The sequence below is a fragment of the Streptomyces sp. NPDC005496 genome (assembly GCF_042872045.1).
Classification (GTDB): Bacteria; Actinomycetota; Actinomycetes; order Streptomycetales; family Streptomycetaceae; genus Streptomyces.
The window spans coordinates 806,042-824,751 of record NZ_JBIAJQ010000003.1 but is presented as its reverse complement, the minus strand read 5'-3'; the positions used below and the strand labels follow the sequence as shown (position 1 = coordinate 824,751).

Below are 18,710 nucleotides of genomic sequence, written 5' to 3'. Positions count from 1 at the left end.
CCCCCCAGGGACAGCGGCGCACGACGGGTGCGCCGAGAACGCGAGCGCACGTGTGTGCGAGAGCTGCCGCACAGTAGCAGGCCGCACCGACAGTCCGTACGGGGATTTCCGGGAGGTCAGAGGCGGTGTGCCGCCCCGGTCGGCGTGGCGCCGCGCGTGTCCAGGAGGAGCTGCGCCTTCACGGACAGGCCCTGGAGGTCGTACGTGCGGTGCTGCTGGAGCAGGATCGTCAGGTCGGCGTCGGCCGCGGCCTCGTAGAGCGAGTCGGCCCGCGGGATCGGGCGGTCGAGGACGCTCCAGGCGGGGATGAGCGGGTCGTGGTAGCTGACGGACGCGCCGAGTTCCATCAGGCGCAGCGCGATCTCGTGCGCGGGGGAGCCCTGCTGGTCGGCGAGGTCCTGCTTGTAGGTGACGCCCAGCAGCAGCACGCGCGCGCCGCGGGCCGACTTCCCGTGCTCGTTGAGGAGGGTGGCGGCGCGCTGGATGACGTACTGCGGCATGTGGTCGTTGACCTGCCGCGCCAGTTCGACCATGCGCAGGGTGCGGCCCGAGCGTCCGGTGAGGTCCTGGGCGACTGCGTGGCCGCCGACGCCGGGTCCCGGCCGGAAGGCCTGGAAGCCGAACGGCTTGGTCTCGGCGCACCGGATGACGTCCCACAGGTCGACGCCGAGGTCGTGGCAGAGCACGGCCATCTCGTTGACCAGGGCGATGTTCACGTGCCGGAAGTTGGTCTCCAGGAGCTGCACGGTCTCCGCCTCGCGTGGTCCACGCGCGCGTACGACCTTGTCGGTGAGGCGCCCGTAGAAGGCGGCGGCCGACTCGGTGCAGGCCGGGGTGAGGCCGCCGATCACCTTGGGGGTGTTGGACGGGTGGAAGTCGCGGTTGCCCGGGTCGACCCGGCTGGGCGAGTACGCGAGGTGGAAGTCGCGGCCGGCACGCAGGCCCGAGCCCTCCTCCAGGAGGGGGCGCAGGAACTCCTCCGTGGTCCCCGGGTGCACCGGGGACTCCAGGATCACCGTGGTGTGCGGGCGCAGCCGGGCGGCCAGGGTGCGGGCGGCGCCGGCCACCTGGCTCATGTCCGGGGCCCCGTCCGCGCCGCGTGGAGTGGGCGCACAGATGACCGCCGTGCGTACGCGGCCGAGTTCGGCCGCGTTGGTGGTCGGCCGGAAGCCCTCCGAGTGCATCCGGCGCAGCTCGGCGGCCGTGAGGGAGCCGCCCTCGGGGCCGGTCTTGTAGCCGACCGTGGGGATGCCGGCGGCGACGGCGGCCTGGGCCAGGGGCAGGCCGAGATGACCGAGTCCGATGACGGCGAGATCTGCGGGCATGGCGTGGGCCGTCCTTCCCAGTAGCCGTAGTGGGACAGGTGTGCAAGCCCGGTGGACAGAACGGGCGAGCGCAATGTCAGACTAGGAGTAAATATGACCGATTTGCGGGATTACTCGACTGTGTTTTCTCGAGAGTCCCCGATTGATCTCCACAGGCGGTACGGCGGGCAGTGGCCGAAGGTGGGCAGCACGGTCAGAATTTGGGCATGGGGGATGAGAGCCGGGCTTCGCCGGACGGGTGCGGCCAGCGCAACGGATAGCGGGAGGCAGCGGTGAGGACAGCGACACTGGGGCCGGCGGAGCGCGCCGAGTCACTTGCGGGAATGGCCGAGCGGGAGCTGGACGTGCTGGTCGTGGGCGCGGGCGTGGTCGGTGCGGGGACCGCGCTGGACGCCGTGACGCGGGGCCTGTCCACGGGACTGGTCGAGGCGCGCGACTGGGCTTCCGGCACGTCGAGCAGGTCCAGCAAGCTGATCCACGGAGGTCTGCGCTACCTGGAGATGCTCGACTTCGCACTGGTGCGCGAAGCCCTCAAGGAGCGCGGACTGCTCCTGGAACGGCTCGCTCCACACCTCGTGAAGCCCGTGCCCTTCCTCTACCCGTTGCAGCACAAGGGCTGGGAGCGGCTGTACGCGGGCTCCGGCGTCGCCCTCTACGACGTCATGGCGATGGCCCGGGGGCGCGGCCGCGGCCTGCCCGGACACCGCCACCTGACACGCCGCCACGCCCTGCGCGTCGCTCCCGCGTTGAAGAAGGACGCGCTGGTCGGCGCGCTGCAGTACTACGACGCGCAGATGGACGACGCCCGTTACGTGGCCACGCTGGTGCGCACGGCCGCGGCCTACGGCGCCAAGGTGGCCAACCGAACGCGGGTGACCGCCTTCCTGCGCGAGGGCGAACGCGTCGTCGGCGCCAGGGTGCTCGACGTCGAGAGCGGCGGGGAGTACGAGATCCGCGCCAAGCAGGTGGTGAACGCGACCGGGGTGTGGACCGACGACACCCAGGCGATGGTGGGGGAGCGCGGCCAGTTCCACGTACGGGCGTCCAAGGGCGTCCACCTGGTCGTACCGAAGGACCGCATCCACTCCACGACCGGTCTGATCCTGCGCACCGAGAAGTCCGTGCTCTTCGTCATCCCGTGGGGACGGCACTGGATCGTCGGGACCACCGACACCGACTGGGACCTCGACAAGGCGCACCCGGCGGCCTCCAGCGCCGACATCGACTACGTGCTGGAGCACGTGAACGCGGTCCTCGCCCTGCCCCTGACCCGTGACGACGTCGAGGGCGTCTACGCGGGACTGCGGCCGTTGCTCGCCGGCGAGTCCGACGCCACGAGCAAGCTCTCCCGCGAGCACACCGTCGCGCATCCGGTGCCGGGACTCGTGGTCGTGGCGGGCGGCAAGTACACGACGTACCGCGTGATGGCCAAGGACGCGGTGGACGAGGCGGTGCACGGGCTCGACCAGCGCGTCGCCGAGTGCGTCACCGAGGACATCCCGCTGCTCGGCGCCGAGGGCTACCGCGCCCGGTGGAACGCGCGGGCGCGCATCGCGGCCGAGACCGGTATCCACGTCGTGCGGGTGGAGCACCTGCTGAACCGCTACGGCTCCCTCGCCGACGAACTCCTCGACCTCATCGCCGCCGACTCCTCGCTCGGCGCCCCGCTGCAGGGCGCGGACGACTACCTCCGCGCCGAGGTCGTCTACGCCGCCTCGCACGAGGGTGCTCGCCACCTCGACGACGTCCTCACCCGCCGGACCCGCATCTCCATCGAGACGTTCGACCGGGGCACGCGCTGCGCCCGTGAGGCCGCGGAGCTGATGGCGCCGGTTCTCGGCTGGGACAAGGACCAGATCGAGCGCGAGGTCGAGCACTACGAGAAGCGGGTCGAGGCGGAACGGGAGTCGCAGCGCCAGCCCGACGACCTGACGGCGGACGCGGCCCGTCTGGGGGCTCCGGACATCGTGGCGCGGTGACGCGCGGGCGCGGGGGTCGTGCCGTGGCCCGGTGAGACGGCCACGGTGGCTTCGGGTGGGGCGAGCCGCGTTGTGCTGTGAGGCTGCTGCGGTGGTTGAGGGTGTCCGGTGCGGGGCGATCCCGTACCGGATGCCGTGTCGTGGGGGCGCGTTGGGGGTCGCGGACGTCGTCGCCGCCATGACTCCGGGCACGGTCACGCGGGCGGCGGCACTCGGCCCCGCTCGCTGTCATGTGGGGGTCCGGTCGACCCCGCTCACCGTCCGGTGGGTGCCGGGTGCCGGGTGCCGGGCGGCGCGGTGGTCCATGCGGGCGCCGGCACGCGGCCCCGCTGACTGTCATGTGGGGGCTTGCCCGACCCCTTCCGACCCCGCTCACCGTCTGGCGGGCGCCGAGTGGTGAGCGCCGGGTGGCCGGGCGGCGCTGTGGTCCATGCGGGCGGCGGCCCCCGGCCCCGCTCACTGTCACGGGGTCCGGTCGGCCCCGCTCACCGGGCGGCGGGCGGCGGGTGGCGCTGGGGTCGGCGGAGACGTTGTCGAGGCCTCGCGGCGGGTGACATCGGTGGGGCGGGCTAGCGGGCTGCCGCTCGTGGCTCGCGGTTCGTGGCTCGCGGTTCGCGACTCGCGGTTCGCGCTCGCCGCTCAGACGGGTGCCGTCCCGGCGAGATGTCACTCGAACGGGTGTCGTGGGCTGGGATCTTTGCTCGGAACCCGGGCGTTCTGAGGGGTGCGGGGGCAGAACTCGGCGGCGAGCAGGGCCGGTTCGAGGCTCGGGTCTGCGATCCCGTCCGTGTTCACCCGGAAGGTGAGGACACGACGGCCGTCGACGGTGGCTGCGGTGCGCACGTAGCTGCCGGCTATGCGTCCGTTGTGGCCCCACACCGTCGTGCCGCACGGCAGCTTCACGGGATAGAGACCCATGCCGTACCGGCCGTGTGCGGCCCGGGTGTCGAGCATCTCCCGCAGCCGGTCCGGCGGGAGCAGCTCACCGCCCAGCAGGGCCGCGTAGAAGCGGTCGAGGTCGGCCAGGGTGCTGACCAGCTCGCCCGCCGCGCCGGCCACGCGCGGGTCGAGTTCGGTGACGTCCGAACCGTCGGCGGCGTACGCGCGGCCGTGCGGGGAGGGGAGCGAGGTGCGGGCGCCGGGGAAGGAGGTGCCCGTCAGATGAAGGGGGGTGATGAGGCGACGCCGGATCTCGGTGGCGTACGAGTGGCCGGTGACCTGTCGTACGACCAGGCCCAGCAGTACGTAGTTGGTGTTCGAGTAGGAGAAGCGGCCGGGGTCGGCCGGGGGGTGGGTGACGGCGATGCGCAGAGCCTGACGCGGGGTGACGGGGACGGCCCCCCTGGTCTCCGCCGTGAAGTCGTACAGACCGCTGGTGTGGGTGAGCAGGGCACGCAGGGTCAGCGCGCGACCGTCGTTGCCCGCTCCCGCCACCAGTCCCGGCAGGTGCAGGTCCACGGAGTCCGACAGGGAAAGGCGGTGTTCGGCGGCGAGTTGCAGTACGACCGTCGCGAGGAACGTCTTGGTGATGCTGCCGGCGCGGAAGTGGTCGCCGCGGCGGAGGGCGGTCTCGGTGCGGGTTCCGGCGGTCGGGCCTCGGACGGTGTCGGGAAGGGAGGTTCCGGGAGGGGAGGGGGTGGCTGTTCCGGAGGTGGCGTCAGATGCGGTCGGGCCGGTGTCCCGTACGGGCGCGGAGTCGGCCTCGGTCCGGACGCCGGTCCGGCCGGACGTGGCGGCGGGTGCGGCCGAGGCCGACGCGGCGTCAGGTGCCGCGGAGATGCCGCGGGCTGAGGGGGCGCCCGGTGCCGACGGGGTCCGTGCGCCGTAAGTGGTTGCGTCGGTGACGGCTTCGGCGTGGGCGTAGCGGGTACCCGTCTCCTCGCGGGCCAGGAGGGCCGCGGCCGGGGCCTTTCCCCGGGAGACGAGCAGGGTCAGCGCGGAGTCCGCGGCGACGCTCGCGTCGGCGGGGGCGCCGGTCGGAGTCAGGCCGAGCAGGACGGCGGCAACCGGAATGGTCACGAGTGTCCGGCGTGTCCGGAGCAGCGGCATCGCGAACCTCCCTTGTCGGGGGCCCATCATGCGGGACGAATGGCGTCGCGCGGCAGGCAGTCCCCCTGGTCGGGCGCACCGAGGCCCGGTCCCGCCCGGAGTCCAGAGGCACCCTGGGCGTCGGGTGGTCCATACGTGGGGGACAATGAAGGCTCTGTCAGGGCGGGTTGCATGAGGGGACGCATGTCGGAGGCGGAGCGGGCGGGAGCATCCCGTCAGGACAAGAGCGGGCGTCTCCTCGCCGGGCGGTACCGGCTGGGAGACGTACTCGGCCGCGGCGGCATGGGCACGGTGTGGCGCGCCGAGGACGAAACCCTGGGTCGCACGGTGGCCGTCAAGGAGCTGAGGTTCCCGTCGAGCATTGACGAGGACGAGAAGCGGCGGCTGATCACACGGACCCTGCGCGAGGCGAAGGCGATCGCGCGGATCCGTAACAACGGCGCGGTGACCGTGTTCGACGTGGTCGACGAGGACGACCGGCCCTGGATCGTGATGGAGCTCGTCGAGGGCAAGTCCCTCGCCGAGGCCATCCGCGAGGACGGGCTGCTCACGCCGAGGCGGGCGGCGGAGGTCGGCCTGGCGATCCTCGACGTGCTGCGCTCCGCGCACCGCGAGGGCATCCTGCACCGGGACGTGAAGCCGTCCAACGTGCTGATCTCCGAGGACGGCCGGGTCGTGCTGACCGACTTCGGCATCGCGCAGGTGGAGGGCGATCCCTCCATCACCTCGACGGGCATGCTCGTCGGCGCGCCCTCGTACATCTCGCCCGAGCGGGCACGCGGCCACAAGCCCGGCCCCGCGGCGGACCTCTGGTCGCTCGGCGGTCTGCTGTACGCGGCGGTGGAGGGCGTTCCGCCGTACGACAAGGGTTCCGCCATCGCGACGCTCACCGCGGTGATGACCGAGCCGGTGGAGCAGCCGAAGCACGCGGGACCGCTGGAGAAGGTGATCTACGGGCTGCTCGCCAAGGATCCCGAGCAGCGGCTCGACGACGCGGGCGCCCGGGCGATGCTGACCGAGGTGCTGCGCGCGACCGAGGCCGGGGACTCGGCGCCGGAGCCGCCGGACGCGACGAAGGTCGTGGCGATGCCGCCGCTTCCGGACGCGGACTCGGGCAGGGGCGCCAAGCGGGAGGACGCGGGCGAGCGGCTGCGCGGGGCCCTGCGTTCCGTGCGGAAGGCGGCCACGGCGGCGGGAGCTGCCGCGGGGGCCGCACGCGCCAAGTCCGGCTCCACGGGGACGTCCGGTTCCACGCCCGTCGCGGGCACCGGTGCCGCGGGGACCGGCGGGGGCGCGCTGGCCTCCGGCACGACGGGTTCCGCCAAGTCCGGTGCGGGCAAGCCCGGTTCCGGTGACGCGACGTCCGGTGCCGCGTCCCGGGCGGGTGCCGCGGGTGCGGTCGGCGCCGGTGCGGCGGCGGTCGGCGCGGGCCGGGCAGGTGACGCCGGTTCGGGAGAAGGCGCCGGTGCGGCGACCACGGTGTCCCGGTCGTCCGGTGTCGGGGACGGTGCCACGGCCGGCCTGGACAAGGGGGCGACGGCGGGCCGGGGTTCCGGCTGGCCGGAGGTTCCCCCGGCTCCCGCGAGGCCGGCGCCCAAGGCGTCGCTCACCGACGTGGTGCCGCGGCGGACGCTGGTGATAACGGCGGTCGTCGTGGTCCTCGCCATCATCGGCATTGTGCTGGCGCTGACCCTCGGGGGCGGTGACGGCGGCTCCGAGGACAGCAAGGGCGGCGACGCCAAGTCCTCGTCCGGCGGTACGGCGGCCGGCAGCGGTGACAAGGACAAGGGTTCCGGCGCCGGTGCGGACGGCGACGAGAAGAAGCCTTCGGCCGGCGCCTCGGACGGCTCGGCCGGAGACGGCACAGCCGGAAGCTCGCCGAGCGCGAGTGCGTCGGGCGACTCGGACTCGGACGACGAGACGAAGTCGGACGACTACACCGCCGTACAGACGTACCGCTCCGGTCAGGGGTTCTCCATAGGACTGCCGAAGGGCTGGAAGTACCAGTCCACGGGCGCTGCTGGGGCTCGTTTCACCGGCCCCGACGGGCAGAAGCTGCTGGTCGGCTGGACGTCCACGCCCAAGGACGACCCGGTCGCGGACTGGAAGAACCAGGAGCGCTACATGACGCGCCCCCAGTACCAGCGCATACGGATAGAGAAGGTGGACTACCGCGGCTGGAACACGGCCGACTGGGAGTTCACCTACGTGGAGAGCGGGACGAAGTACCGGTCGATAGACCGCGGATTCGTCGTCAACTCGCATCAGGGGTACGGGCTCATGTACACCGCGAAGGACGCCAAATGGGGCAGCGACCTGCGTAGGGACACCTGGCGCACGCTGACGAGGACGTTCAAGCCGAAGTCGTGACGCCGCGACGGGGCCGGTGGGGGTGGACAGTTCGGAGGGGATTGTTCACCCGGCCGCGTGTGGGTAGGAGTTGAGGGCCTGAGATCTCGCATCACCTCCTTGCGAGTTGCCTCCGGCACGTATCGTGAGTGGTTGCGGACCGTACGGAATCACAACGGAGCGCAACCCGAACGGAATTGACCACCGGGCGGCCGGGGGAGGCGTCGTGGACGACTACGCGGGACGGGTACTCGCCGACCGCTACCGCCTGCCCCTGCCGCCGTCCGACGAGTACGAACTCGCCGAGACCCGCGCCTTCGACACCTACAGCGGGCAGGAGGTCCTGGTCCGCCAGGTGCCGTTGCCCGAGGTCGTCGAGGCGGAGGTGCTCGACGCGGACGGGCTGCCGGAAGGGTTCGTGGCGCGGGACGGCGTCCAGGACCGGCGCGGCCGGACCGCCCGGCCGACCCGGCGTCCCGCCGAACCGGCCGTGCGGCGCGCCATCGAGGCCGCGCAGGCCGCCGCGCAGATACCCGACCACCCCCGGCTCGACCAGGTCTTCGACGTGTTCGCCGAGGGTGGTTCGCTCTGGGTCGTCAGTGAGCTGGTGGCCGCCCGGCCGCTGGCGGCGCTGCTCGCCGAGAAACCGTTGACGCCGTACCGGGCGGCCGAGGTCGCCTCGGACGTGCTCATGGCCCTGCGGGTGCTGCACGCGCACGGCTGGGTGCACCGGAACATCACCGCCCGCACGGTCCTCGTCTGCGACGACGGCCGCGTCATGCTCAGCGGCCTGGCGGTCGGCGCCGCCGAGGAGGCGCTGTGCGGGTACGACCCCGTACCGCCCCGGGACGGGGAGGCGGGCACCGGGGGCGAGAGCGTCCCCGGTCCCGGCGGCGCGTACGGCGGCCCGGTCGCCGGAGGAGTCGCGGGCCACTCGCTCGGCGCGGGCGCCGGGGGCGGCGGCCCGCTCAGCCGGGACCCCGAAGCGGCTCGGCGGGCCGCGATCGAGGCCCGCGAGAAGGGCATGGAGGCGCGGGCGGCCGGCGTCGAGGCGCGGGCCGCGGGGCGTGCACCCGCCGTGGAGGGCCCCCGCGGAGGTGTTCCGGCCCTCGGTGGCCACGCGCCCGAGGGCGACGACGTACGGGCGGCAAGGGCCGGGGCGATCGCCGCGTACCGGGCCGGTGCGCGTGCCGCGGCCCGGGTCCAGGACGAGGAGCGCGACAGCCGCGCCGCCCTGCCCGGCCCCCGCCCTGCGCCGGGCCCCGCCGAGCCCCCGTCCTCCACCACGAACCCCTCCCTCCCGGCACCGGGCGGCTACGGCCCCGGGACCGGCCGAGGCCCCGGCCACGACCCCGAGACCGGTCGGCGCCCCGGGTACGGTGCCGAGTCCGGGCCGGGTTCCGGTTACGGGGGCGGGTCCCGTCAGGCGTCAGGGTACGGGCCCGAGGGCGGGCAGGGGCTGCCTGCGTACGGTGCCGGGGGCGGTCGGGGACCTGGTCAGGGTCCTGATGCCGGTCAGCGGCCTGGGTACGGTGCCGAGTCCGGGCCGGGTTCCGGTTACGGGGGCGGGTCCCGTCAGGCGTCGGGGTACGGGCCCGAGCGCGGGCAGGGCACTGGCTACGGTGCCGGTCCGGAGGCTGGGCGTGGAGGTGCGAACCGGCGGGGCGACGGTGGGCAAGGGGTGGAGTACACGCCCGGCAACCCGCCGCCCGGGCAGATAGCCGACCCGTACGGAGTCGGCCGTGCGAACCCCTGGCACGGCGCCGTACCGCGGACCGGGCCCGGTGCCCAGGGGCGTACCGCGCTCCCGGGCGGAGCCGGCGACCAGGCGCACACGGCGTTCCACGACCCGGGGAACGGCGGCGCCCCGCTGCTCGAACCGGCGCAGGAGTCCGTCCACGAATTCGGCGCCGCCGCCGCGACGCCCGCACCCGCCACGGGCCTGCCCCACCAGCAGGGCCGCCGCCAGGTGCCACCGCAGGGGTCCGCCCCGCAGCCCGCCCAGGACACCGCCCGCTGGGACCACCTGGTCGCCGGTTCGGCGCCCCGCCGCGGGCCCGCCACCGCGCTGGCCGCCGAGCGGGCACGCCAGGCGCGGATGGCCGTCGTCGGCCCGGTGACCGAGCGCTGGGCGCCCGAGCAGGCCGGCCCCGTGCACGAGAACTGGCAGCTCGCCGCACCGATCGGGCCCGCCACCGACCTGTGGGCGCTCGGCGCGCTCCTCTTCCGTGCCGTGCAGGGGCACGCGCCCTACCCGGAGGAGAACACGGCCGAGCTGGTCCAGCTGGTGTGCGCGGAGCCCCCGGCGTTCGCCGAGGAGTGCGGTCCGCTGCGGCCGGTCGTGGAGTCGCTGCTGCGCCAGGACCCCACGGAGCGGCTGGACTTCGAGGACCTTCGCGGCTGGCTGCGCTCACTGGTCCGGTCGGCTCCGGAGCCGGAGGCGGGCGCGCACGTCATCGCCGCGCCCCCCGTCGACCCGCGGCGGCTGCCGATCGTACGGCGCCGGGGCGAGCTCGTCCGCAGGCGCCGGGCCGGGCTGCCCGCGACCAGCCCGCACGCCCGCCACAAGCGCGCCAGGCAGGAGCGTTCGGCCCCGCCCCGCCGGCTGGGCCGCAACCTGGTCCTGCTGGTGCTGCTCATGCTGGCGGCGGCGGTCGCCTACGCGCTGTACTTCATGCCGAAGGCGGACACCACCGGCGGCACGGACGGCGAGCGCACGGGCGCCGCCGAGAAGGCGGAGCCGAGCTCCGACACCGGTGCGGGCGACGGCGGCGAGGCGAGCAGCGAGCCGCGTCCCGACCAGACCTCGCCGGGGGACGGCAAGAGCCCCTCGAAGTCGGCCGGTTCGGGGCAGAAGTCCTCCGACCCGGACGTCGCCCAGGGCTTCACCGTGCGCAAGGACGCCGAGGGCTTCCGGGTCGCCGTGGCCCGCGGCTGGGACCGGGCGCCGAAGAACGGCCGCGGCCAAGTCGTCTACTCGCACGGGGACTTCCAGCTCATCGTCGTGCCGGGGCGGGACAGCACGGAGGCGTACGGCAAGGACCCGATGGCGTACCAGCGCGAGCGGGAGCGTGAACTCCAGCCGTTCCGCGACTCGACGTGGGCCACGTCCAGCGGGATGCGGACCATCGACGTGGGCGGCCGGACCATGGCCGAGGGGCAGTTCACCTGGACCGACGGCGAGGGCCGCGAGCTGTTCGTGCGCAACCTCGCGATGGTGGTCGGCGGCCGGTACCACGTGGTGCAGGTGCGCGGTCCGGAGGCCGAACGCGACGAGGTGACACGGCTGTTCGAGCAGGCGTCGGCGACGTATCAGGTCACCGGCTGAGGCGTCCGGCACCCGGGGCCACGGCGGCTGCGGCCACGCGTCCGGTGCGGTCCGGTGCGTCCGAGGGCCGACTCCCCCCTTCCGCGTACCGCGTCCGAGAGGGCTCCCTCATGTCTGCGGACGTCCCGTGACGCGCAGTTGACCCCACGGTTGCCTCACGGTCGCGGAAGCGAGAACCGTCACAGTGCGGTCTCCGTACGACCGCGCCGGTTCCCTGCGGGACGGCGTGGTCCCTAGGGTGACCCTGTCAAGACCATTGCGGGGAAACGTGAATCAGATGCAGGGCCTGCTCCTCGCGGGCCGCTACCGCCTCGTCGAATCCATCGGCAGCGGGGGCATGGGCCGGGTGTGGCGTGCGCACGATGAAGTGCTGCACCGCGCCGTCGCGGTCAAGGAGCTGACGGCCGCGCTATACGTCACGGAGAGTGACCGCCCGGTCCTGCTCGCCCGGACACACGCCGAGGCCCGGGCCGCCGCCCGGATCAACCACTCGGCCGTCGTCACCGTGCACGACGTCCTCGAACACGACAACCGGCCCTGGATCGTCATGGAGTTGGTCGAGGGCAACTCGCTGGCCGACGAGGTCAAGGCGCGAGGGCGGGTGGAGCCCGTCGAGGCGGCCCGCATCGGCCTGTGGGTGCTGCGCGGGCTGCGCGCCGCGCACGCCGCCGGTGTCCTGCACCGCGACGTGAAGCCGGGCAACGTGCTGCTCGCCGCCGACCGGCGGGTGCTGCTCACGGACTTCGGCATCGCGCAGGTCGAGGGCGACACGACGATCACCCGCACCGGTGAGATCGTCGGCTCGGTCGACTTCCTGGCCCCCGAGCGGGTGCGCGGGCACGATCCCGGGCCCGCCTCGGACCTGTGGGCCCTCGGGGCGACGCTCTACACGGCGGTCGAGGGCACGTCGCCGTTCCGGCGCACCTCCCCGCTGACCACGATGCAGGCGGTGGTCGACGAGGAGCCCGCCGAACCGCGCGGCGCGGGACCGCTGGGGCCGGTCATCCAGGCGCTGCTGCACAAGGATCCCGCCGCCCGGCCCGGTTCCGAGGAGACCGAGCAGATGCTCGCCGAGGCCGCGGAGGGACGGCGGCCGCGTGCCGCGCAGGCCCATGTGCCGACGCAGCACGTGGACACGGGCCGGATGACGGCGGACCGGCGCGAGGGGACGGGCGCGGTCGGCGCCCACACCCACGGGCCGGCCGGTCACGGTGCCGCCGCACACGGGCCGACGGCACATGGGTCCGCGGCACATGGGTCCACGACCCACGGGTCCACGGCACATGGTTCCGTCGCACATGGCGCGTCCGCACCCGCGGCAGTCGGGTACGGGCCGTCCGGTTACGCGACCGACCCCCGTGGCCCGGGTGCGCCCGGTGGACCGGGCGCACCCTCCTGGACGACCACCCACGTGCCCGGCCACCAGATGCCCGGGGCGCCGGGAGCCACCCTCCACGGCCCGCCCCTCGCCCACCCGTACGGCGACGGCGCTCCGGGCGCCCCGAAGAAGCGCAGGCTGGGCCGCACGCTCGTCCTCGTCGCCGTCCTGGCCGCCCTCGTCGGAGGCGGCGGCGCCCTCGCCCTGCACTACACCCAGGGCATGGGGGAGCAGCGCGGCGGCACCACGACCGGCACCGGTGGCACCGACGGCAAGGGGCAGCGGAAGAACGGCGCGGTGCCCGCCGACTGGGTGCGCGTCGACGACGTCGAGGGGTTCAGCCTCGCCCTGCCGACGAAGGACTGGAAGCGCCAGGTCAACGGCAACCAGATCGACTACACGCCCGACGGCGGCAAGCACTTCGTCCGTATCGCCGTGGACGACTCGCCGGACTTCGACAACCCCTACGCGCACCAGCTCGACCTGGAGCAGCAGTTGAAGAAACTGCGGGACTACCGGCGGATGAGCCTGCAGTCCAACACCTACCGCGACTGCCGCGGCGCCCTGTGGGACTTCACCTGGACGGCGCTCGGCAAGGACACGTCCTTCCCCGGGCCGCGCCGGGCCATCGAGCAGACGTATCTGGGCCGTGACGGCGTCGAGTACGCGATCTACATGTCGGCCCCCGCCGCCGACTGGGACACCACGCGGGAGCAGTTCGACGCGATACTGCGGGGCTGGCGCCCGAACGGCTAGGCGGTGTCGGCGAGTCCGGCCGGGCGGTGGGCCGGCGGTGTCCGGGCTCCTCGGACGCCGTCCGGAGTCCGGCTCCGATCGGCCCGTGTCACATGTCGGCCACCGCGTACCGCAGTACCCAAGGCCCCTTGTCCGGTGCGGCATGATGGGCCGCATGGGGACCGAGGGGGACAACGTCCGCGTGATCGCCGGACGTTACCGGCTGGAGGCCAGAATCGGCCGGGGCGGCATGGGCGTCGTCTGGCGGGCGACCGACCAGCTGCTCGGCCGGCAGGTCGCGGTCAAGGAGCTGCGCCTGGACGAGTCGCTGTCGGCGGACGAGGGCCGCACGCAGCGCGAGCGCTCCCTGCGCGAGGCCCGGGCGGTCGCCCAGCTCCGGCACCCGCACATCATCGTCGTGCACGACGTGGTCGAGGACGACGAACGCCCGTACATCGTCATGGAGTTGATCGTCGGGGGTTCCCTCGCCGACCGCATCGCCACGGCGGGGCCCGTCGACGCGGCCGAGGCCGCCCGCATCGGCGCCGACCTGCTCGGCGCACTGCGGCACGCGCACGACGCCGGGGTCCTGCATCGTGACCTCAAGCCCGCCAACGTCCTGATGGAGGCGGGCACCGGCCGCGTCGTCCTCACCGACTTCGGGATCGCCCAGGTCGCGGGCGCGACGACGCTCACCGAGAACGGGGCCTTCGTCGGCTCCCCCGAGTACACCGCGCCCGAGCGGATGTCCGGCGCGAGGACCGGCCCCGAGTCCGACCTGTGGTCGCTCGGCGCCCTGCTGTGCACGGCCCTGAGCGGTGAATCCCCGTTCCGGCGCGACTCGTTGGGCGGCATCCTGCACGCGGTGGTCGTCGACGAGGTACGTCCGCCCGCCCAGGCCGAACCCCTGCTGCCCGTCGTACGCGGCCTGCTGGAGCGGGATCCGGACCGACGGCTCGGCGCGGTGGAGGCGGAGGGGATGCTGCGGACGTTCCGTCAGACGGGGCGCACACCGCACGTGGGGACCGGGTACACGCCGACCCGGCGGGACGTGCCGACGCGAGGACGCGTCCCGGCGCCGCCCGCGCCCCCCGCCCCGCCCGCCGGCACCGGCCCCTCGGCTCCCGAGGCCCCCGCGGCCGGACCGCCGCGGCGGCACTCCGCGCGAAGCATGCTGGTCGCCGCCGCCCTGGTGGCCGCGATGGCCGGGGCCGGTCTGTCCGCGGCGGCGCTGCTGATGCGCGACGGCGGCGACGGCGGGGACCCACCCGCGGGATCGGCGCCGCACGGCGCGACCCGTACGACGCCGAGCAGCGCCGCGCCGAGCACGTCAGGACCGGCGCTGCCCACGCCCACGGTGACCGTGACACGCTCGTCGGGCGCCTCGCCCGCCTCCCGAACGGTGCCCGAGGGGTACCGCCTGGCCCGTGACCCCGGCGGGTTCACGCTCGCGGTGCCGGAGGGCTTCACCCGCGAACCGCAGGGGGAGCGCGTCTTCTACCTGTCGCCCGGCTCGGCCTTCCGGCTCGGCATCAAGATCGCCGTTCCCCGGTCCGGCGGGCCCCTGGCCGTGATGCGCCACTCCGCCGCCGAGGGCCCCTCCACCAACCCGGGCTACCGCGACGGCCGGGTCACCGCCACCACACGCGGCACGGACCCCGCCGCCCTCTGGGAGTTCAGCTGGGACGGCTTCACCAGGACGGAGGGCGCGCGGCACACGTACGACCTGTGCTGGGAGCAGGACGGGCGGATGTACGACGTGTGGGTGTCGGCGCCGGTCGGCAGGGTCGCCGAGGCGAAGAGGTACTTCGACGTCGCCGTGGACAGCTTCGAGCCGTCGTGACGGGCGCGCCCCGCCGCGTGGGCGCTCGTTCCCGGCGGGGCCGGCGGTGTGGGCGTACCGCCGCAAAGAGGAGATATGGGGCGGTCCGCGTCACGGGTCTGTGACCGCGGGACGACCAGGGTGGATCGGCGGCTCCCGCCACGATATGCATGGGTTCATGAGCAGCGACGGGGGAGCCCTCCACGGGGCCGACGAGCCGACCAGTTTTGGGCTGCAACCGCCGCGACCGGCCGTGCCGGGCGCGCAGGCAGCCGCTCCCGGGCAGCAGCCCGCGGTGCCCTACCCGGGCAATCCCTACGCGACCCCCACCCGCGTCATCCCTGATCAGCAGCCGCAGCCGCAGCCGCAGCCGCAGCCGCAGCCGCCGGCGCCGCGGCAGGCCGTGCAGGACCCGGGCGCGGGGCGCCTGATCGCCGGCCGCTACCGGCTCCTGTCGAAGCTCGGTCACGGCGGCATGGGCACCGTGTGGCGGGCCAAGGACGAGACGGTGGACCGCGAGGTCGCCGTCAAGGAGCCCCGCGTCCCGGACCACCTTCCCGAGCGTGAACGCGCCAACGCCTTCGAGCGGATGCGCCGCGAGGCCCGGGCCGCCGCCCGGCTCGACCACCCCGCCGTCGTGAACGTGCACGACGTGGCGGTCGTGGACGGGCAGCCGTGGATCGTCATGGAGCTGGTGCAGGGCCGTTCGCTCGGCGCCGCGCTCCAGGAGGGCACCCTCGGTGTCCGCGAGGCCGCCACGATCGGCCTGGAGATCCTCGGCGCCCTGGAGGCCGCGCACGCGGCGGGCATCCTGCACCGCGACGTCAAGCCCGACAACGTCCTGCTCGGCCGGCACGACCGCGTCGTCCTCACCGACTTCGGCATCGCCCAGATCGAGGGCGAGACGAACCTGACGGACACCGGCGGCTTCGTCGGCTCGCCCGAGTACATCGCCCCGGAGCGCGTGCTGGGCCAGCGCCCCGGACCGGCCTCCGACCTCTGGTCCCTCGGCGTGGTGCTGTACGCGGCCACCGAGGGCGTCTCCCCGTTCCGCCGCAGCAACACCCCCGCGACCCTCCAGTCCGTCCTCAACGCGACGCCCGCCGCACCGTCCGCCGCGAAGGGCCCGCTCGCCGAGGTGATCAACGGCCTGCTGGACAAGGACCCGGCCCGGCGCCCCGCCGCCGGCCGGGTCAGGGCGCTGCTGGAGGAGGCCGCCAGACCGCCGCGGGAGACCCAGGTCGTCCAGCTCGCCGTCCCGGGCGGCAGGAGCGTCCGCCTCGGCCGCAAGGCGTGGCTCGGGGTGGGCGCGGCGCTCGTCGCGGTCGCGCTGGCGGCGTACCTGGTGATCGCCGACCCGTTCGCGGGTCCGCTGCCCGACGGCTGGGTGAAGAAGCCGGAGAAAGCGCTCGGCGTGACGCTGGCCGTCCCGGCGGGCTACGAGGCGGGCCGCCCCGATGAGGACGACTCCGACCAGAACTGGGTCACGTACGGCGACCCGAGCGGCAGCGTCTGGATCGGCCTGAACGTGGCCCGCAGGGCCGAGGACTCCAGCAAGCAGATCAAGGACTCCGCGCGGGACCAGATGTGGGCCGACAACGCGGAGTTCAAGCAGAGCGGCGAGTACCGGCTGGACATGCCCGCGGCGCCGAGGACCGATCCGCAGGAGTCCACCCACCAGGGCGGGAAGTCCGCCGTGAACACGCTCGTCTACAAGACCACGGACAGCGAGCACCCGCGCCCCCGCGAGCTGCGGATCTTCTACTACAAGTCCGCCAAGACCGGCGACATGTACAAGCTGACGGTCAGCTACCCGGGCAAGGGCGACTTCACGGAGCGCGGCCGGGAGGTCGCCAGGACCGCGATCGCGAACCTGGACATCGCCAAGCCCTGAGAGGAAGCCCTCGAGTGACCAATCCGTGATCGCCGGACCCACAACGCCCTGATCAGCGTATTCGTTGCCAGCGATCACTGGCGCCGTGTGTGTACTCCGTGAAACCCCGTTACCGACGGGTACCCAAAGCGTCCGGGCGGGCATACCCTGCGGCTCATGACGGACTCGCAGGCCCCGGAGAAGACCGGCACCGACGACACGGCCGGGACGGGCACCACCGGCACCGGTGCCCTCGGCACCAACCCCCTCGCGCCCGCCCCGCGCGGCGCCCGCACCGCCGCCGACGTCGTCACGCCCGAGCTGGTCGCCCAGCTCACCAAGGGCGTCGTCGGCTCCGGCCGCACCGCCAACCACACGCCGCTCACCGGCGCGAAGCTGGCCGACCTGCCCGAGTCCACACCCGAGGACGTTCGTACGGCCTTCGAGCGGGCCCGCGAGGCGCAGGCCGTCTGGGCCGCCGTCCCGGTGCGCGAGCGGGCCGCCGTGCTGCTGCGCTTCCACGACCTGGTGCTCGCCCGGCAGGCCGAGGTCCTCGACCTGATCCAGCTGGAGACCGGCAAGGCCCGGCTGCACGCCCACGAGGAGGTGCAGGCGGTCGCCGTCGCCGCCCGGCACTACGGCCGCAAGGCCCCCTCGTACCTGAAGCCCAAGCGGCACACCGGTGCCGTCCCGACGCTCACCAAGGTCACCGAGCTGCGCCACCCGCGCGGCGTCGTCGGGCAGATAGCGCCCTGGAACTACCCCCTGGAGCTGTCCGTCGGCGACGCGCTCCCCGCCTTCGTCGCGGGCAACGCCGTCGTCATGAAGCCGGACACGGAGACCTGCCTGACGGCGCTGTGGGCGCGCGACCTGCTCATCGAGGCCGGCCTGCCCGCCGAGGTCTTCCAGGTCGTCATCGGCGAGGGCCCGGTCGTGGGCCCCGAGGTCGTCCGGTACGCCGACTACGTGTCCTTCACCGGCTCCACCCGCACCGGCCGCGAGGTCGCGCAGGGCGCCGCCGCCCGCCTGGTCGGCGTCTCCCTCGAACTCGGCGGCAAGAACGCCATGCTGGTGCTGGAGGACGCCGACCTCGACAAGGCCGCCGCCGGTGCCGTCCGCGCCTGCTTCTCCTCCGCGGGCCAGCTCTGCATCTCCATCGAGCGGCTGTACGTCCACGAGTCCGTAGCGGACGCGTTCCTCGACCGGTTCGCCGCCCGCACCAGGGCGATGCGGCTCGGCACCTCCCTCGCGTACGGCGCCGACATGGGGTCCCTGGTCGGCGAACGGCAGCTGGAGACGGTCACCCGGCACGTCGAGGAGGCCGTCGCCAAGGGCGCCACGCTCGTCGCCGGCGGCGTGGCCCGCCCGGACATCGGCCCGTACTTCTTCGAGCCGACCATCCTCGACGGCGTCGAGGCGCCGATGGCGGTCTGCGCCGAGGAGACCTTCGGGCCGGTCGTGTCCGTCTACCGCTTCCGCACCGAGGACGAGGCGGTCGAGCTCGCCAACTCCACGCCGTACGGCCTGAACGCCTCGGTCTGGACGAAGGACGGCCGTCGCGGCAGGGCCGTCGCGGCCCGGCTGCGCAGCGGCACCGTCAACGTCAACGAGGGCTACGCGTCGGCGTACGGCAGCGTCCAGTCGCCGATGGGCGGCATGAAGGACTCCGGTCTCGGCCGCCGCCACGGCTCCGAGGGCATCCTCAAGTACACCGAGGCGCAGACCGTCGCCCACCAGCGGCTGCTGCCGATGGCGCCGTCGCTGGGCATGGACGACGAGAAGTACGCCGCGTTCATGAGCCGCAGCCTGCGGGCGATGAAAGCCCTGCGCCTGCGCTAGGGAGACCCCGGCCCCCGGTCAGCACCCGCTTCT

General features: G+C 73.9%; 9 protein-coding genes. 7 read left to right on the top strand and 2 right to left on the bottom strand.

All coding sequences use genetic code 11. The features are described from left to right. Window positions 1-116: 116 nt before the first annotated feature. Window positions 117-1,325 carry a nucleotide sugar dehydrogenase gene (locus tag ACFYQQ_RS12275; RefSeq protein WP_356170029.1) on the bottom strand — a complete coding sequence of 403 codons (1,209 nt, stop codon included), beginning with the start codon at window positions 1,323-1,325 and terminating at the stop codon, window positions 117-119. A 272-nt stretch (window positions 1,326-1,597) separates the two neighbouring features. Between ACFYQQ_RS12275 and ACFYQQ_RS12270 the strand changes: the two genes are divergently transcribed. Further along, a complete protein-coding gene (locus tag ACFYQQ_RS12270; RefSeq protein ID WP_355790412.1) occupies window positions 1,598-3,304 on the top strand; it encodes a glycerol-3-phosphate dehydrogenase/oxidase in 1,707 nt (568 codons plus the stop codon). A gap of 666 nt (window positions 3,305-3,970) precedes the next feature. On the opposite strand, the gene ACFYQQ_RS12265 is transcribed toward ACFYQQ_RS12270, so the two are convergent. Further along, window positions 3,971-5,323 carry a serine hydrolase domain-containing protein gene (locus ACFYQQ_RS12265; RefSeq protein WP_388904366.1) on the bottom strand — a complete coding sequence of 451 codons (1,353 nt, stop codon included), beginning with the start codon at window positions 5,321-5,323 and terminating at the stop codon, window positions 3,971-3,973. A 213-nt stretch (window positions 5,324-5,536) separates the two neighbouring features. On the opposite strand from ACFYQQ_RS12265, the gene ACFYQQ_RS12260 reads away from it, so the two are divergent. The 6 genes from ACFYQQ_RS12260 to ACFYQQ_RS12235 all read left to right on the top strand — a co-directional run bounded on the left by ACFYQQ_RS12260 (window position 5,537) and on the right by ACFYQQ_RS12235 (window position 18,677). After that, a complete protein-coding gene (locus ACFYQQ_RS12260) occupies window positions 5,537-7,723 on the top strand; it encodes a serine/threonine-protein kinase (protein ID WP_388904419.1) in 2,187 nt (728 codons plus the stop codon). Between the two features lie 205 nt (window positions 7,724-7,928). After that, on the top strand, window positions 7,929-11,030 hold the full coding sequence (locus ACFYQQ_RS12255) for a protein kinase (RefSeq protein WP_388904364.1): 3,102 nt from the start codon (window positions 7,929-7,931) through the stop codon (window positions 11,028-11,030). A gap of 277 nt (window positions 11,031-11,307) precedes the next feature. Next, window positions 11,308-13,164 carry a serine/threonine-protein kinase gene (locus tag ACFYQQ_RS12250; protein ID WP_388904417.1) on the top strand — a complete coding sequence of 619 codons (1,857 nt, stop codon included), beginning with the start codon at window positions 11,308-11,310 and terminating at the stop codon, window positions 13,162-13,164. Window positions 13,165-13,318: 154 nt separating this feature from the next. After that, window positions 13,319-14,986, top strand: coding sequence for a serine/threonine-protein kinase (locus ACFYQQ_RS12245; protein WP_356243061.1), 1,668 nt, complete (start codon window positions 13,319-13,321; stop codon window positions 14,984-14,986). A 157-nt stretch (window positions 14,987-15,143) separates the two neighbouring features. Next, window positions 15,144-16,859 (top strand): serine/threonine-protein kinase, encoded by a 1,716-nt coding sequence (locus ACFYQQ_RS12240; protein ID WP_388904361.1) that lies wholly within the window; start codon window positions 15,144-15,146, stop codon window positions 16,857-16,859. A 156-nt stretch (window positions 16,860-17,015) separates the two neighbouring features. Continuing rightward, a complete protein-coding gene (locus ACFYQQ_RS12235; RefSeq protein WP_355786986.1) occupies window positions 17,016-18,677 on the top strand; it encodes a succinic semialdehyde dehydrogenase in 1,662 nt (553 codons plus the stop codon). The last annotated feature ends 33 nt before the right edge of the window (window positions 18,678-18,710 follow it).

Coding starts and splice junctions, on each gene's coding strand:
- ACFYQQ_RS12275 (WP_356170029.1), bottom strand. CDS start 1,325: ATGCCCGCAGATCTCGCCGTCATCGGACTCGGTCATCTCGGCCTGCCC.
- ACFYQQ_RS12260 (WP_388904419.1), top strand. CDS start 5,537: ATGTCGGAGGCGGAGCGGGCGGGAGCATCCCGTCAGGACAAGAGCGGG.
- ACFYQQ_RS12250 (WP_388904417.1), top strand. CDS start 11,308: ATGCAGGGCCTGCTCCTCGCGGGCCGCTACCGCCTCGTCGAATCCATC.
- ACFYQQ_RS12245 (WP_356243061.1), top strand. CDS start 13,319: ATGGGGACCGAGGGGGACAACGTCCGCGTGATCGCCGGACGTTACCGG.
- ACFYQQ_RS12240 (WP_388904361.1), top strand. CDS start 15,144: ATGAGCAGCGACGGGGGAGCCCTCCACGGGGCCGACGAGCCGACCAGT.
- ACFYQQ_RS12235 (WP_355786986.1), top strand. CDS start 17,016: ATGACGGACTCGCAGGCCCCGGAGAAGACCGGCACCGACGACACGGCC.